Below are 15,456 nucleotides of genomic sequence, written 5' to 3'. Positions count from 1 at the left end.
AGGCCTGCCGCGACCCGCATCAGCGAGATTGACCATGGCCAAGCCCAAGAAACAGCCCCGCCCCAAGGCCGCCGCGCCCAAGGGGTTCCGCGATTATTTCGGCGCCGAGGTGACGCGCCGGCGCGACATGCTGGAGACCATCGCGAAGGTGTATCATCTCTATGGTTTCGACGCGCTGGAAACGCCGGCGGTCGAAACGGTCGAGGCGCTGGGCAAGTTCCTGCCCGATGTAGACCGTCCCAACGAAGGCGTCTTCGCCTGGCAGGAGGACGACACCGGGTCGGGCGCCGATTGGCTGGCGCTGCGCTATGACATGACCGCGCCGTTGGCCCGCGTTGCGGCGCAATACCGAAACGACCTGCCGTCGCCCTATCGCCGCTATGCGATGGGCCCGGTATGGCGCAACGAAAAGCCGGGGCCGGGGCGGTTCCGCCAGTTCTATCAATGCGACGCCGACACCGTGGGCGCGCCGTCGGTCGCCGCCGACGCCGAGATCTGCGCGATGCTGTGTGATGTGCTGGAAGCCGTGGGAATTGCGCGCGGCGATTACGTGGTGCGCGTGAATAACCGCAAGGTGCTGGAAGGTGTGCTCGAAGCCGCGAACCTGCCGAAGGACAGCGGCGACGAGCGGACCGAATGGCAGCGTGGCGTCGTCTTGCGCACCATCGACAAGCATGATCGGCTTGGTGACGCTGGTGTTTTGGCGCTTTTGACCGAAGGCCGGACAGACGAAAGCGGCGATCACACGGAAGGTGCCCAGATCGGTGGTGATCAGGTTCAACTGATACTCGGTTTCGTCAACGGCCGACAGGCCAACGCCGAAGAAACGATCCAACGGTTGGGTCTACTGGTGGAAGGCTCGGCCACAGGCGCAAGCGGGGTCGAGGAATTGCGAACCATCAGCAACCTTCTGACCGCCCAAGGCTATGGCCCCGATCGTATCGTCATTGATCCCTCGGTGGTCCGTGGCCTCGGCTACTACACCGGTCCGGTTTACGAGGCGGAGCTGACCTTCGAGATCACCGACGAGAAGGGCCGTCCGCGCCAGTTCGGGTCGGTCGCAGGCGGAGGCCGGTATGACGACCTTGTAAAACGGTTCACCGGGCAGGAAGTGCCGGCCACCGGCGTTTCCATCGGGGTCGACCGGTTGCTGGCCGCGCTGGAGGCGAAGGGGGCAACCGAGGGCGACGAACGCGGCCCCGTGATCGTCACCGTCATGGACCGTGACCGGATGGCCGATTACCAGGCGATGGTGTCCGACCTGCGCCGCGCCGGCATTCGGGCCGAGGTCTATCTGGGCAACCCCAAGAATTTCGGCAACCAGTTGAAATATGCCGACAAGCGGAACTCTCCCATCGCCGTGATCCAGGGCGCGGACGAGGCGGAGCGCGGCGTGGTGCAGATCAAGGATCTGGACCTTGGCGCGAAACTGGCCGCCAGCGTCACCCATGAGGAATGGAAGGATCAGCCCGCGCAGTTCGAATGTGCGCGCGCCGACATGGTCGCCGAAATCGAAAAACGGCTGGCGCGCGATACATGAGCGCGACACAGGACAAGGCACGCGCGAAACTGGCCGAAGCAGCGCGTTTGCGCGCGCTGTTCGAGGCGGCGGGTGCGCGGGCGGTCGAGACGACCCTGCTGCAACCGGCGGACCTGTTGCTGGATCTCTATGGCGAGGACATCCGCGCCCGGGCCTTCACCACCCAGGATCCGCTGCGCGGTGAAATGATGCTGCGCCCCGACTTCACGGTGCCGGTGGTGCAGATGCACATGACCGACGGTGCGAACCGCGCGCGCTATTGCTATTCCGGACAGGTGTTTCGCCGCCAGGAGGATGATCCCGAGCGTGCGACCGAATACCTTCAGGCGGGCTACGAGGTGTTCGATTGCGGCAACCCGGCCCTGTCGGACGCCGAGGTTTTCGCCACCATCGCCGGCGCGCTGGCGCCGCTGGACCTGCGGGTGGCCATCGGCGATATCGGCATCCTCAGCGCCGCGATCCGCGGATTACGGACATCGGCGCCGCGCAAGGCGGCATTGCTGCGCCACCTGTGGCGGCCGCGGCGGTTCCGCGCGCTGCTGGACCGGTTCAGCGATGGCAGCGCGTCGAAGCCCCGCCGCAAGATTCTGGATCAGGCCGATCCGTTCGCCAAGGCGGGTCCGGTCATCGGCCTGCGTTCGCGCGCCGAGGTCGAGGCGCGTCTGGCCACCCTGCGCGCCGAGGCCGACGAGCCGCCGATTTCGGCGCTGGAGGTCGAACTGATCGACGACCTGCTGGCGTTGCAGGCCAAGGCCCCCGTCGCGCTGAGCCATCTGCAGGATCTTGCCGTCGACCTGCCGGCGATCCAGCCGGCGGTGCAGGGCATGGAACGGCGGCTGGATGCGCTGGGCGACCGGGGGATCGACGTCGAGACGCTGGATTTCGAGGCAAGCTATGGGCGCACGTCGATGGAATACTACGACGGTTTCGTCTTCGGCTTTTTCGCCGACGGCCGCCCCGATCTGCCGCCCGTCGCCACGGGTGGCCGCTATGACGCGCTGACGCGGGTGTTGGGGCAGGGGCGGGCGATCCCGGCGGTGGGCGGTGTCATCCGCCCGGATCTGACCCTGCGTCTGGGCACGGAGGGCGGGCGATGACCCTGAAACTGGGCGTGCCGTCCAAGGGGCGGCTGATGGAAAAGACGTTCGAATGGTTCGGCAACCATGGCGTGGGCATGGGACGCGCCGGATCCGAGCGCGAATACGCGGGCGCTGTCGACGGCGTGGACGATATCGATCTGGTGCTGTTGTCGGCGGGTGAAATTCCCCGCGAACTGGCGGCGGGACGCATCCACATGGGCGTCACCGGGTCCGATCTGGTCCGCGAAAAGCTGCCGATGTGGGATTCGGTGGTGACCGAGATGGCCGAGATGGGGTTCGGGCACGCCGACCTGGTGATTGCCGTGCCCGATCATTGGGTCGATGTCGAAACCCTGGACGACCTCGATGCCGTCGCCGCCGCGTTCCGTGCGCGACACGGCTTCCGACTGCGCATCGCAACCAAGTATCACCGGCTGATCCGCAATCATCTGCGCCTGCACGGCGTCGCCGACTATCAACTGGTCGACAGCCAAGGCGCAACCGAAGGCACGGTGCGCAACGAAACCGCCGAGGCGGTGGCCGACATCACCTCAACCGGTGAAACCCTGCGGGCCAACCATTTGCGCATCCTGTCCGGCGGACCGGTGCACAAATCGCAGGCCACGCTGTTCATGTCGCTGACCGCCCCCTGGGACGAAGCGGCGCTGGGCGCGAAGGAAGCGTTGAAGGCGAAGCTGGACCTGCTGGACTGATCCGCGTCAGCGCACGCCGATTTCCGACAGTGCGGCGGCCAGTTCGGCGGGAAGCGCCGGGTCCGACGCAGCGCCCTTGCGCAGATCGGCGGGGGCGTCCTCGGGCGCCAGGTATCGCCACCCCTGGAATGGCCGCTTGATCGCCGTATCGGTGCGGATCACGTCGCGGTCCAGGACGATGCCGCAGCGGCGAATCCCGTCGTTGCCGATCACCTCGCGAAAGCCGGTGATCTTCTGGCGGCACTGGATCAACCCGTTGATGACCCAGTATATGGATCCGCCGGCCAGTATTTCGGCGGTCCGTTTCGGCCACATGCGCGTGATGTGGTAATAGGCGCCATCGGCGAACTGGCCGCTGCGCGCACATTGCCAGTCGATCAGGGACTCGACCGACTCCGATCCGACGCTGAGTTTCAGCATGTTGACATGGTCCGCCATCGACTCACCCCCAGTGATCCGCCCATATGGTAGGGGGTGTGCCGAAAGCTGCAAGAGCTTGTGGTGCCGCATTGCCCGCGCTGACGGTTTGGCGTATTGTCGCGGCTCCGCCACAATGCCGTCAGGACACCGCCCATGACCGACTTTGCCGCCCCCATCGCCGCGCAGATCTGGGACATGAAATATCGCCTGAAAGAGGCCGACGGCACCCCGGTGGACCGCACCGTGCAGGACACGTGGCGGCGCATCGCGCGCGCCACGGCGGCCGTCGAAAGCGATCCGGCCCATTGGGAAGAGGTGTTCTTTGACGCGCTGTCGGACTTTCGCTATCTGCCGGCGGGCCGGATCACCGCGGGGGCGGGCACCGGACGGTCGGTAACCCTGTTCAACTGTTTCGTCATGGGCACGATCCCGGATTCCATGGGCGGCATATTCGACATGCTGAAAGAGGCCGCGCTGACGATGCAGCAGGGCGGCGGGATCGGTTATGATTTCTCGACGATCCGCCCCAAGGGGGCCGACGTCAAGGGCGTGGCGGCGGACGCCAGCGGCCCGCTGTCGTTCATGGATGTCTGGGACGCCATGTGCCGCACGATCATGTCCGCCGGATCGCGCCGGGGCGCGATGATGGCAACCCTGCGTTGCGACCACCCGGATATCGAGGATTTCATCGCCGCGAAATCCGACGCGGCGCGGCTGCGCAACTTCAACGTCTCGGTCCTGGTGACAGATCCGTTCATGGAGGCCGTCAAGGCGGATGGCCCCTGGGACCTGGTGTTCGATGGTCGCGTCTATCGCACCATCCGCGCACTGGATCTGTGGAACGCGATCATGCGCGCCACCTATGATTACGCGGAACCCGGCGTGATCTTCATCGACCGGATCAACGCTGCCAACAACCTTGCGTATTGCGAAACGATCGCCGCCACGAACCCCTGCGGCGAACAACCCCTGCCGCCCTATGGCGCCTGCCTGCTGGGGTCGGTCAACCTGGCGCGGCTGATTCCCGACCCTTTCGCCGACGATGCCGCGCTGGACGAGGACACGCTGGACGACCTGGTGCGCGTCGCCGTGCGGATGATGGACAACGTGGTCGATGCGTCGCGCTTTCCGCTGCCCCAACAGGCCGCCGAAGCCCAGGCCAAGCGCCGCATCGGTCTGGGTGTCACCGGATTGGCCGATGCGCTGTTGATGGTCGGGGTGCGCTATGGCTCGGACGAGGCAGCGCGTCTGACCGAACACTGGATGCACCGGATCGCCCGCGCCGCGTATCTGGCGTCGGTGGATCTGGCACGCGAGAAGGGCGCGTTTCCGCTGTTCGACGCCGAAAAATACCTTGCGTCCGGTGCGATGCAGCAGATGGATGCCGACGTGCGCGCGGCCATCGCCGAACACGGCATTCGCAACGCCCTGTTGACGTCGGTTGCGCCCACCGGGACCATCTCGCTTTACGCCGGCAACGTATCATCGGGGATCGAGCCGGTCTTCGCCTACGCTTACAAGCGCAAGGTGCTGCAAAAGAACGGATCGCGCACCGAGGAGGAGGTGGTCGACTATGCCGTCCAGATGTGGCGCGACCGGATGGGCGACGCAGACCTGCCGGCCCACTTCGTCAACGCCCAGACGCTTGCCCCGCTCGAACACGTCAAGATGCAGGCGGCGGCACAGAAATGGGTGGATTCATCGATCTCGAAGACGATCAACTGTCCCGAGGACATCAGCTTCGATGCGTTCAAGGACGTCTACATGGCGGCGTGGGACAGTGGCTGCAAAGGCTGCACCACCTATCGGCCGAATGCGGTGACCGGATCGGTTCTCAGCATTTCCAGCGAAACGGAAGCGCCGGCGCCCGGCCACACCCTGGCCGGAAAACTGAAACAGCTGATCGCCGACCGCGGCCTCACGATCGAAAGCCTGGCGCGGACCACGGGGCTGGAGCCGACCGTCATTCGGGACATCGCCGAAGGCAGAACCGCACAGCCGGAACAATCGGTTCTCCTGCCGATTGCCACGGCGCTCAACGTCCCTGTTTCCGAACTTCTCATCGACGTAAATACTCGGACACCTGACCCCGAAGTCCGCGCGACGACCGATGGCGAGCCGCAACAGCCCCATGGCGACGTGATCTACATGTCCGATCCGCTGGACCGGCCGCAGGCCCTTGAGGGCAACACGTACAAGGTGAAATGGCCCGACAGCGAACACGCGCTCTACATCACGGTGAATGACATCGTCATCAGCGGACACCGCCGCCCGTTCGAGGTTTTCATCAATTCCAAGAACATGGAGCACTTCGCCTGGACCGTCGCCTTGACCCGCATGATCAGCGCCGTCTTCCGACGCGGCGGCGACGTGTCCTTCGTGGTCGAGGAATTGAAGGCCGTCTTCGATCCCCGCGGCGGCGCCTGGGTGCAAGGCAAGTACATCCCGTCGATCCTGGCCGCGATCGGTGGCGTGATCGAACGCCACATGATCGCAATCGGCTTCATCGAAGGCGAGGGGATGGGCCTGAAAGCGGACCCCCGGGCCGACACCTCCCCGCTGGGCAGATCCGGCGGCGTAGCCTGCAGTTCGTGCGGCAGCTTCGACCTGCGCATGATCGAAGGCTGCAAAATCTGCGCAACATGCGGCTTCTCGAAGTGCACGGGGTGATGGTGACGGGACGGGCATAGTTATGCCAAAACCGGGGGTTTGGTTTGCCACGCGGCGGGGATAGTTTTGCCAAGTCTTTGAAGTTATTGTAAACGCTGGTATTTTTCCGAACCTGGTTTGGAGGGGAGGACTCCGGCCCACGCCGGGCTGACTTCTTCGAGTATGAGGCAGCAGGAGTTGGTCTTCCGAACACCTCCGGCGATGTTTCCGGCCCTTCTCTGCGAGAGCCGGAAACAACCCCGGCGTCATTCAGGGAGATCGAGATGGGTGGTGGAAGCCAGATAAACCGGTTTGCGGTAAAACGGGAGGTCCATGTTCGGAGCGGTGATCGCGACGTCATCTTCGCCGAAACGTCGGCCGAGGCGGAGGCCACGCCGGATCTGTTCGCCTTGGCCGAACAGGCAATGTCGACCTGGCCCGGGACCTGGGCGATTGCTGCGGTTCGCGCCACACCGGTCACGCCCCCGCGCTGGGGGAACGCGCCGCGATCGCCTGCGGAGTATCAGCGACGCGTTTGCGCGCTGTGCAACCTGGCCGAGGACGCCGGGATACTGGGCACGGAACATCTGCGTCATATCCCCGCCGGATGGCTGTCCGTTCTGGAATGCGCCATGGCGGGCCTTAGCGACGTCATGCGGCAGCCGGAACACCGACCGATTGCGATCCGGATCACGCAGATCAAGGAGAAGTTCGGCACGCTCCGCTTCTACGTCGAGACGACCGGGAGGCAGTACGCCCGCGCCCGCGTGGGCCAGATCAAGGCCTGGGCGGAACTGTGCAGTGCGGGCCGCTGCATGCTGACCGGCATGCCCGGCAGGCTGCGCAAGGGTAGTTGGATGTTGACGCTGTCCGACGAGGCCCTGCGGTTGCGCGATGCGGATCCCGAGGCGTTTGCGGCGCGCATCCATCCCGCGATCCCGTAACCCGGCCTCTGCCGGGCAAAGGCAAGGTTGCTTTCGATTTTACCCACGACCAGCGGACAATGCTGCTGCTACAGCCGGTCCGGTCACACAGGCCCAATGAGAGGAGATGCCGGGCGCTTGAAGCTGCCGCATGGGTGCAGCGAAACAGGAGGGAGAGTCCCCCAATGACCATTCATCGCAAGATCGAAACGGGCGCCGCAGTCGCGCCGGATGGCGACCTGCAACAGGTCCGCAGGTTCCTCGCCGATCACGGAACGGACCTGGCGCGCAAGGCCCATACCCTCGGTGGCGCCGCGGTCAGCGCAAGGGTCTTTCTGCTGATCGAGGCGGTTCGTGAGGCGCGGCGCCTGACCCGCGCACAGCGCCGTCAGTTGATCGCCTTGCACAGGCTGCTGACCCTGCAGGATGTGGGCGATCCCGACCGCATCGAGACGGCCCGCTTCGCCGAGATCGACCCGGACTCGCCCTTCGTGATCGCGTGCTGTCGGCTCTCCGATCGCCTCGCGGCCTTGCTGGCCGACATTGCCACTGATGATGCACCAGACGGCTGTGCATGCGGCACGCTGACGCTCGAGACCGCGGCATAGCGGACCCCGCAAATGCGAAACGGCCGGATCTCCCGAGGTCCGGCCGTCTTGAAGGCTCGCCGTCCCGGCGCGCCGATTTCGGGAGATCCGATCATGAACACCACCCAGCTTTCCTCCAATATCGACGATCTTGCCGCCACCGCGATCCGGCTCGGCCGCGAGGTTGCCGAGCAGGCCCGCGTGCTGCACCTCGGACGCACCGCCCGGGACGTGGCTTTCGTGGCGCGCTGCCTTGCATCGCTGCGTGACCGCGAACCGTTCTGCGCCTCTGTCGAAGGTGGCCTCGACGCGGTCCGCGACATTCTCGAACGCGATATCGAGGCCGAGAAAACCGGAACGGACCATCGGTTTGTCGAAACCCGGTTCGATGAGGCCGGGCAGCACGGTGAAGTTCGAGAGGTCCCGGTGTATACCCGGAGAGGCGCGGAGTTGCTCGATCTGCAAAACCTGTTCGACCGCTTCGTCGAAACCCGGCGCTCTGTTCTGGATCATATCGCGGCGCACAAGGTGTTGATGCGCAACATGACGGGGTGAACGGCAGCGATTTCCGGCAACCGGCGCGCATGAAAAAGGCCCTCACTGCGTCGAGCGGTGAGGGCCTTTGCTGTGCATGACAGTCGGCGTTGCGTTGGAAACAGTCCGGTATCAGTCGTTGCGCTTGGGCGGCAGCCCGAATTTGGCCCCACGCGCGGGGGATTTGCGAGCGGTGAGGTTGCTGTCTCCGGTGACCTCACCCGGGGTGGACTCCGGGAACGGCTTCACCGTGGCGCCCATCGGATCGGCCCTGGACCCCGCGGGGGCGATGTCGGCGTCCGGAGCGCGCGGCGCGATTACCCGGCCAAGGCCCCCGTCATCGGCTTGCAGACGAGGTGTGTCGTCGATTCGGAACGACGAGAAGAAGTCCTCCTCGATCCTTTTGAACTCCGTGTCGCCGATGGTCGTGTGGATGATCCCGAACGCCATCGAGCGGTCCTTGACCAGGTTCTCGATCTGATCGATCGCGTTGAACACGATTTCCTGGTTCCAGGCCTTGCGCGAGGCCGATTTCGCCCGCAGCGCGCGGCGAACCTTCATCCAGTCATGGAAGTGCATGCCGACGAAACGGTCATGCACGGCGGGGATTACCTGCCATTTGCCCTCGAGGTAAACACTGATGGCGCCAAGGTCTTCGGGATCCCAGCGAACGTCGACCAGCCTGCGCTCCGTTCCCATGAAGTACATGCCCAGCTCAGCGCTCTGATACTGCACCCCCATGACCACGATGCCCTCCTGCGCCACCTTGCGCGCAAGGCGCTTGCCGAAGGCAAGACGTTTCGTGTCGAGATCGGGCAACCCGCTCAAGGGGTAATTCCCGTCTTCCATATCGGCGTTCCACTGCTCGAGCGGAGTGAGCCCGCCGAGACCGCGATGCGCGGAATTGTGATAGATATCGACCACCCATCGGACCAGAATGAAGGCGACATCTTCCGCATCGAGACAGGCCCGGTGTTCCGATTTGTAATCCCCGCGTTCGATCGAGTTGGAGAAGGTGCGCCCCCTCAGCCGCGGCATCAGGTCGGTGCTGAGCGTGCCGAAGATACGCTCGCCCGTACCGCGCATTCCCGGAACACCGGCGTGGGTCCGCAGTGTCGCGACGCGCAGGTCCAGGCAACAATTGGTGAAGGCCTCCGACTTGAAAGCCGGGCCGTTGTCCGTGACCAGCACCTCGGGTTTCACGGCCATGGACCACGGCGTCGGTGCGCCCGAGGCGGCCGCCAGCCGGCCCTTGTCGCTCACGATCATGCGCAGGCATTCCTGCGCCGCGCTGGTGCAGGGGTTCCGGGTCAGCTTCATCCCCAGGATGACCTTGGTCCGACAATCGATCGCCAGGACAAGCCACCACCGGGCCGTATCACCGTCGAGGCCGATCAGGTCCAGAAGGTCATCGCCGAAGAATTCCCTGAGGTTGGCAGAGTGGATGATCGACTGCAGGTCGATGCACCATTCGTCCATCTCGACGCGCTCCCCCGGCCGCGAGACCTCCAGTCCCTTTCCGACCGGACGCAACTTCTTGATCGCATGCTCCCGGCCGTAACGCGCGATCATGACCCGCAGGGGATCCAGCTTGCCGATCGCGCTGCGGACAGCATCCCGTCCAGGGACGCGAAGAGGCAGACGGGGTTCGTTGTCGTGCGGCCCCTCGTGTTCCAGTTTTTCACGGCGTTTGTTCTCGTCACGGAACGCCCGCTGGACGTCGATGACGGTTGCTTTCAGGGTCTTCCGCTCGAGCGTCAGATAGCTGGTCCTGATGGTTTTCATCAGCAATGCCTGTTCTTCGGGCCGGCCGGAACCCGTCCGGTTGCCCGACCTCGACAGCGAGTCCGCCAGGGCGGAAAGCCCGTGTTTCCGGTAGTTCTGGTAGAGCTTGCGCAGATAGTCCGGCGTGTAGAGGGCGACACTCTCCCGGTTCGTGCCCCCACGGCTCTTACGCACCGTCTTCGCAACCGCAGCCGGCAACTCCCGATGCTTCAATGCATGATCCAGCAGGTCGCGCTCGGTGATCTCCTTCTTCAGATACACGGCCGCGCGATCTTCGATTTCCTTGGAAAAGGCTTTGATGTCGGTTTTGCGCGGCAGGATGATACCCTCCGAGATCATGTCCTCCAGCGCCATGATCTGCACGAAGCGATTGTAGAACCGCTTCTTTTGAGCCGGGTTCAGGTCCTCGGGCCGAAACTGGACGCCTTTTGCCTGCGGAGCGGTCTTCAGATCATCCGGCAGGTAATACCCCACCTCATGTTTGATTGCCCCGGATGCGCTGAGCCGCGAGAGTGTCCCCATGGTGAATTGCTCGGTCATCCCCTGACCACTCGACGGCTGCAGGAAGATCGTATCACCCGATCGTCCGGCCCAGTCGAAATGCCGCCCTTCAATCGTCAGGCGGTCGGATTCCTCGATCCGGAAGCCGGTTTTGACCGGCGCCGCGTGGACGAAGGCGCGGGTTTCGACAATTGCGTTCATGACTGAATGCCTTTCCATTCGATGAGGGTGTGCGGCGTTGTCCGTTCGTGGTGCACCGACCTGAGCTCGCGGTTCGAGATCAGTCGCAGGATCGCGCGATAGCCGCGTTCCTTCAGGCCGACCTCTTGTGTGAGGGTCCGAATGGTGACGGACCCGCGGAGATTGCGGGCGACCTCGCGCACGGCGATCTCGGCCTCGGGATCGCTGTCGTGTACCGCCGCGTTCAGGTTGGCGTTGTGCAGGACGATCGGGTCGATATCCGCTTCGGTCAGCAGTCGCACCGACGATGCAAATTCCTTCTTCTGCACCCACCAGGCGACCACCTGCATTTTCCCGAGGAAATCTTTCGAATTGAGGCGCGATGTCGGCTTGACGGTGTATGCGATCTGCTCACCGGCCGTCGTGGTGACCAGCATGTCGAAGACATGACGCGTCTCGTTTCGCCAGCCGAACTTGAACTCGACCTGTTCGACGACGTCGACGACATCGGGCTGCAAAAACTGAATGGCCTGATGGTCCATTTCCAGCTTGCTCTCCCCCTGCATGCGCCTGCCCGGTCCGGCGCCGCGCACGGCATGGGCGGTGCAATGCCATTTCGACACGTTCTGGATCTTGCGGTCTGCGCGCGAGTGTTCAGGCAACACGGTGCCCTCCGAAAAAATCGGCATTTCCTGTCCTTCCCACATAACGATACCGCCCGCCGGAAAACGCTCCGACGCTGCCCGCAGGCTGCGATATTGAATTTCAGTCTGTTCGAGATGCTGCCCGGTTTCGGGCGCATGGGATGCAGGTCTTGCAACCTGCGGTATCGGTGTCGGGGTGCAGCACGATCCTGGTTCTGATCGTCGTCTCGCGGTGGAGGGGGTCTTTCCCTCGCCCGCCGGGACCCGATATCGTCAATGGCAAGATTGGCCGGTTGTGCGTTTCACGAAGAAAATTCTGCGCCCCGGTGGGTGGTTTGCGTCGTTTGCCCTCGCTTGAGACCCAGAAACTACCCGTCAGATCGGGGCAGGCAATCGCGATTTTTGGCCGAAAATTAAATGAAGAAAAAATTTCCGGAGACCGCCGGATGATCCCATAGGGATCTGGTGAAATATAAAGTCGAGATAAAACAACGCGGTACGTGTCATCGACTCAGGCACCGCCTCGCGGCGCCCGGGACGTGACTTTTCGAAAGTGCCGAAAGCCGCGCCAACAGAGCGCTGAGGCTGTGTATTCGCGCAACACATTCGAACGGGGATGGCATTCGACGGCATTCGCGCGCGCCCGTCACACCGTCGCAGTGATTCGTCGCAACCTTGACGCCGTCATCGAACGACGCGGCCGCCGCGATGCGCGACGCCCCTGGCCGTGGCTTTCAGGAAATGGAGATGATGTGAATCCGTGCGGATCGATGCATCGCAAGCGCCATCGCCAGCCCCGGGAAGGGTCAAGCGATATGATGATGGTCCGCGCCGGCGCTGCACGGCGCAAGAAGAGGTCCGGAACGATCGCGAGGTAGAGCCACCCCTTTGCCGTCCGGCTGCAGGAGATGTCCGCACCTCCGGTCAACCCGCCGTGCAGTCCGGCGCCACGAGGTTCGGGGCGACAGGCCAGGCATGTTCGCTGTCCGTGGTGCGCGTGAACCGCCTTTTTCGCCGCGCGATCAACGGGGTCTCGCGCATCAGGCGTGCCGTGCGATGCCGGGAAAGTCCATCTCGCCTCCTTTCTGCTCGCAAGTGGATTTCCCGAAACGGCCGCCAAGTGCCGTGCGTTCACCCTGACCAACATATGAATATGATCGGTTCAGGACGGAGAAGGAGTTGTTCAAAATCGGTGCATCGTCATATCTTTAGAATCATGGCTGACGTGACTCGGGGACGCCTTTCGACTCTCGATTTTTTTTTGCTGATCGAGGCGGTTCATGAGGCGCGACGCTGCTCGATCTCGAAGTTCTGTTTGACCGTTTCTTGGAAAATCGGCGCTGTGTTCTGGATCACATCGCGGGGCACAGGGTGTTGATGCGCAACATAAACGGATGAACGGCAGCAATTTCCAGTGGCTGGCGAGCACGAAAAAAGCCCTCAATGCGTCGAACGGTGAGGGTCTTTGCTGTGCATGACAGCCGGCGTCGCGCCGGAAACAGTCCGGTATCAGTCGCTTCGCTTCGGCGACGGTCCGAATTTGGCCCCACGCGCGGGGGCATTTGCGAGGGGTAGCCAGCCTGCACTCCAACGGCATGTCAGAGACATTCGTGAAAACGCTCAAGCGCAACGACGTCCGCGTCAACCCGCGGCCAAACGCCGAAACTGCACTGTCATCGATACTCTAGCGAAAACCACCCCACAGCAGCCGGGAATGGCGCTCGCCCCGCGAGTTCATCAGGCCCAAAACCGAAACCGCTGGGGTGTCCGATGAAAAGGGGGGCATCACTGCGCGTGATGCGGCAGCAGGTAACTCTGCCCTGCGGCCGCTGGTGTGTTGACCCTCAGAGCGCAACCGTAGGCTTGCGAAAGCACTTCATCCTGCATGACGTCAGCAGGCGCACCTGCCTGCAACAGATTTCCGGCCGTGATGATGGTCATCCGGTCGGCGAACATGGCGGAGAGATTGAGATCGTGCATCACGGCCACCACGCCGCCGCCCCGTGCCGCGAAGTCCTTCACCAAGCGCATCACCAGAAGCTGGTGTCCAATGTCGAGGCTCGCGACCGGTTCGTCCAGCAACAGCCAGCGGGGGTTGCCCTCGACAACAGGGTGCCAGACCTGACACAGGACGCGCGCCAGTTGGGCGCGCTGCTGCTCGCCGCCCGAAAGCTCCTGATAGAATCTGGCGCCGTATCCTTCCAGTCCGACAGCGCAGAGCGCGCGGGCGGGTATGTCGCTGCGCTGGCCCGACATACCGCGCAGCAACCCCATGCGGACAGGCGGGGCGCATAGCGCGCTGTGTAACGCTCTGGGAACAAGCAGTCGCACCGGCACCGAGTTGTTAAGATGAGCCCGCTGGAAAAACTTGGCCCTGCCATTGGCCGGGTGTTCGATCTTGGCGGGCCGGTGGTGGCGGTGCTGATCGCGGTGTCCGTGGTAACAACCGGCGTCGTTTTCTACAAGATATGGCAATTCCGGCGGGCGGGCGTCGGGCGTCACGCGGCCTTGCAGCGGTCCGTGGCCGCCTGGGATCGAAATGAGCGCGTCCGGGCGATCAGCGTCCTGGACACCAGCACAAGCTATCTCGCGCCGACCTTTCGCATGGCTCTCGACCATCACACAGCGCCCGACATCCGCGCCCGTCTGGAGGCCGAGGCCGAGGCGCAATTCGCCATGCTTGAGCGCGGATTTCGATTGCTCGATTCCGTGGCTCAACTGGCACCGTTGTTGGGACTTTTCGGCACTGTTCTGGGCATGATCGAAGCGTTTCAATCCTTGCAGCGCGCCGGAAGCCAGATCGATCCGTCCATGCTTGCGGGGGGCATCTGGGTTGCCCGTTCTGCATACTCACGACAGGTTCGCTCTTGGCTAGAAAGGCCAGCACCATCTTTTGTTTGTTTCACGGATGAAACTCGGCAGTAGATCAAGCAGCGCTCTGCGATTCTATCACACAGTTCTTTCACAATTCGTCTCTTGTTTTCCCTTGCACCAGCAATATTTACGCGACGGCTTTGAAAATTCTGTCGGCCATCGCGAATAACTCTTGCCGGACTTCATCTGGACTGAGGACCTGTTGAGTTGGATGAACGCCAAATCCAAGCTCGACGAAGGTCATCATGATTTCTCAAAGTGCATCCATAAATTTGTCCGCTTCTTCATCGGACAGATGCGGCGCCATCAGACCAAATTCGAGTTCGCTAAAATCGATGTCGGCTCTCAGCGTCGGCTTGGGCGCGGCGTTAATGTTCGCTGCTTCCATAATCTTGTGCATGGGGCTTGTTGCATCGGTCATGTTCGAACCCTCCTTATGATTTTCCAAGAACTGCCGGATTGGAAGTCCTCATGCCACAAGATGAGCAGACTGCCGAAAGTCATGCAAGCTATTGTTTTGAGAGCATTTGTAGCGCACGGCGGAGTCAGATTTTGGAACATCCTGATTTCCAAAAGCCAACAATCACGGTGTTGAAAGCAGCATGTTCCACAAATCTTAGAAATTGGAACATGTGAAGTGATCGTATTATTTCGTCCTTGTGAGAGCTGCTTGCCGAATCGGATAGTGAAATCAGCTTTATCACTTGTGTGTTGTGGGATAGGGGGTAAGCTACCCCCCGAAATTCGGACACTGACATAAGCTACGATATGCAGTCTGCTGATCTTCAACACCAAGGAGATTACAGATGTCTAAACGCAAGCAGCATGCGCCGGAGTTCAAGGCGAAGGTCGCGCTGGAGGCCTTAGGGTCAGGACTCATAGCCAATAGATGACAAGTGCTGCGAGCGCGATGGTCGACAGAAAGACCTTCGGACAGCGGTCGTATCGGGTTGCCACCCGTCGCCAGTCCTTCAATCTGCCGAACATGATCTCGATCCGGTTGCGGCGTTTGTACCGACGCTTGTCA

Annotated in this window: 14 protein-coding genes; 8 read left to right on the top strand and 6 right to left on the bottom strand. The window is 62.7% G+C overall.

What is annotated here, in order from left to right:
- Window positions 1-34 precede the first annotated feature (34 nt).
- The 3 genes from hisS to hisG are packed head-to-tail and all read left to right on the top strand — an operon-like array spanning window position 35 to window position 3,332.
- Window positions 35-1,540: a histidine--tRNA ligase gene (hisS, locus tag CFP68_RS02615; RefSeq protein WP_099824250.1), complete on the top strand. Its 1,506-nt coding sequence runs from the start codon at window positions 35-37 to the stop codon at window positions 1,538-1,540.
- On the top strand, window positions 1,537-2,637 hold the full coding sequence (locus CFP68_RS02610; RefSeq protein ID WP_099824248.1) for an ATP phosphoribosyltransferase regulatory subunit: 1,101 nt from the start codon (window positions 1,537-1,539) through the stop codon (window positions 2,635-2,637). Before hisS ends, CFP68_RS02610 begins: the two co-directional genes overlap by 4 nt.
- Entirely contained in the window at window positions 2,634-3,332 is a 699-nt protein-coding gene (gene hisG, locus CFP68_RS02605) for an ATP phosphoribosyltransferase (RefSeq protein WP_099824246.1), read from the top strand. The genes CFP68_RS02610 and hisG overlap by 4 nt, the downstream gene beginning before the upstream one ends.
- 6 nt (window positions 3,333-3,338) lie before the next feature.
- Here hisG and CFP68_RS02600 read toward each other — a convergent pair whose 3' ends face one another.
- Window positions 3,339-3,770 (bottom strand): DUF1489 family protein, encoded by a 432-nt coding sequence (locus tag CFP68_RS02600; RefSeq protein WP_099824244.1) that lies wholly within the window; start codon window positions 3,768-3,770, stop codon window positions 3,339-3,341.
- Window positions 3,771-3,905: 135 nt separating this feature from the next.
- Here CFP68_RS02600 and CFP68_RS02595 point away from each other — a divergent pair, with 135 nt between their 5' ends.
- The 4 genes from CFP68_RS02595 (at window position 3,906) to CFP68_RS02580 (ending at window position 8,466) form a co-directional block, all read left to right on the top strand.
- Window positions 3,906-6,422, top strand: coding sequence for an adenosylcobalamin-dependent ribonucleoside-diphosphate reductase (locus CFP68_RS02595; RefSeq protein WP_099824242.1), 2,517 nt, complete (start codon window positions 3,906-3,908; stop codon window positions 6,420-6,422).
- A gap of 263 nt (window positions 6,423-6,685) precedes the next feature.
- The gene (locus CFP68_RS02590; RefSeq protein WP_099824240.1) at window positions 6,686-7,345 is read left to right on the top strand and encodes a hypothetical protein; all 660 of its coding nucleotides are present in this window, start codon (window positions 6,686-6,688) and stop codon (window positions 7,343-7,345) included.
- Window positions 7,346-7,509: 164 nt separating this feature from the next.
- Window positions 7,510-7,932 (top strand): hypothetical protein, encoded by a 423-nt coding sequence (locus tag CFP68_RS02585; RefSeq protein ID WP_099824238.1) that lies wholly within the window; start codon window positions 7,510-7,512, stop codon window positions 7,930-7,932.
- 93 nt (window positions 7,933-8,025) lie between these two features.
- A complete protein-coding gene (locus tag CFP68_RS02580; protein WP_099824236.1) occupies window positions 8,026-8,466 on the top strand; it encodes a hypothetical protein in 441 nt (146 codons plus the stop codon).
- 111 nt (window positions 8,467-8,577) lie between these two features.
- On the opposite strand, the gene CFP68_RS02575 is transcribed toward CFP68_RS02580, so the two are convergent.
- The 3 genes from CFP68_RS02575 to CFP68_RS02565 form a co-directional block, all read right to left on the bottom strand.
- A complete protein-coding gene (locus CFP68_RS02575) occupies window positions 8,578-10,932 on the bottom strand; it encodes a Mu transposase C-terminal domain-containing protein (protein WP_158234118.1) in 2,355 nt (784 codons plus the stop codon).
- On the bottom strand, window positions 10,929-11,600 hold the full coding sequence (locus tag CFP68_RS02570; RefSeq protein WP_145953388.1) for a hypothetical protein: 672 nt from the start codon (window positions 11,598-11,600) through the stop codon (window positions 10,929-10,931). Before CFP68_RS02570 ends, CFP68_RS02575 begins: the two co-directional genes overlap by 4 nt.
- Before the next feature lie 1,740 nt (window positions 11,601-13,340).
- Window positions 13,341-13,829: an ATP-binding cassette domain-containing protein gene (locus CFP68_RS02565; RefSeq protein ID WP_241523928.1), complete on the bottom strand. Its 489-nt coding sequence runs from the start codon at window positions 13,827-13,829 to the stop codon at window positions 13,341-13,343.
- Between the two features lie 75 nt (window positions 13,830-13,904).
- Here CFP68_RS02565 and CFP68_RS02560 point away from each other — a divergent pair, with 75 nt between their 5' ends.
- Complete coding sequence (locus CFP68_RS02560; RefSeq protein WP_099824230.1) at window positions 13,905-14,480, top strand: MotA/TolQ/ExbB proton channel family protein; 576 nt, start codon at window positions 13,905-13,907, stop codon at window positions 14,478-14,480.
- A 202-nt stretch (window positions 14,481-14,682) separates the two neighbouring features.
- Here the strand turns inward: CFP68_RS02560 and CFP68_RS18050 are convergent, their stop codons facing one another.
- Window positions 14,683-14,850 carry a hypothetical protein gene (locus tag CFP68_RS18050; protein WP_158234117.1) on the bottom strand — a complete coding sequence of 56 codons (168 nt, stop codon included), beginning with the start codon at window positions 14,848-14,850 and terminating at the stop codon, window positions 14,683-14,685.
- 455 nt (window positions 14,851-15,305) lie between these two features.
- On the bottom strand, window positions 15,306-15,456 hold a 151-nt coding region (locus tag CFP68_RS02555), incomplete at its 5' end, for a transposase (RefSeq protein WP_145953387.1).

Origin of the sequence: Oceaniglobus indicus, from assembly GCF_002751875.1 — a bacterium.
Lineage (GTDB): Bacteria > Pseudomonadota > Alphaproteobacteria > Rhodobacterales > Rhodobacteraceae > Oceaniglobus > Oceaniglobus indicus.
This window is presented reverse-complemented; position numbering and strand designations above follow the sequence as displayed.

Excerpts from the sequence above, each read along its gene's own strand:
- hisS (WP_099824250.1), top strand. The coding sequence starts at position 35 with ATGGCCAAGCCCAAGAAACAGCCCCGCCCCAAGGCCGCCGCGCCCAAG.
- CFP68_RS02610 (WP_099824248.1), top strand. The coding sequence starts at position 1,537 with ATGAGCGCGACACAGGACAAGGCACGCGCGAAACTGGCCGAAGCAGCG.
- hisG (WP_099824246.1), top strand. The coding sequence starts at position 2,634 with ATGACCCTGAAACTGGGCGTGCCGTCCAAGGGGCGGCTGATGGAAAAG.
- CFP68_RS02600 (WP_099824244.1), bottom strand. The coding sequence starts at position 3,770 with ATGGCGGACCATGTCAACATGCTGAAACTCAGCGTCGGATCGGAGTCG.
- CFP68_RS02595 (WP_099824242.1), top strand. The coding sequence starts at position 3,906 with ATGACCGACTTTGCCGCCCCCATCGCCGCGCAGATCTGGGACATGAAA.
- CFP68_RS02590 (WP_099824240.1), top strand. The coding sequence starts at position 6,686 with ATGGGTGGTGGAAGCCAGATAAACCGGTTTGCGGTAAAACGGGAGGTC.
- CFP68_RS02585 (WP_099824238.1), top strand. The coding sequence starts at position 7,510 with ATGACCATTCATCGCAAGATCGAAACGGGCGCCGCAGTCGCGCCGGAT.
- CFP68_RS02580 (WP_099824236.1), top strand. The coding sequence starts at position 8,026 with ATGAACACCACCCAGCTTTCCTCCAATATCGACGATCTTGCCGCCACC.
- CFP68_RS02575 (WP_158234118.1), bottom strand. The coding sequence starts at position 10,932 with ATGAACGCAATTGTCGAAACCCGCGCCTTCGTCCACGCGGCGCCGGTC.
- CFP68_RS02570 (WP_145953388.1), bottom strand. The coding sequence starts at position 11,600 with ATGCCGATTTTTTCGGAGGGCACCGTGTTGCCTGAACACTCGCGCGCA.
- CFP68_RS02565 (WP_241523928.1), bottom strand. The coding sequence starts at position 13,829 with ATGGGGTTGCTGCGCGGTATGTCGGGCCAGCGCAGCGACATACCCGCC.
- CFP68_RS02560 (WP_099824230.1), top strand. The coding sequence starts at position 13,905 with ATGAGCCCGCTGGAAAAACTTGGCCCTGCCATTGGCCGGGTGTTCGAT.
- CFP68_RS18050 (WP_158234117.1), bottom strand. The coding sequence starts at position 14,850 with ATGACCGATGCAACAAGCCCCATGCACAAGATTATGGAAGCAGCGAAC.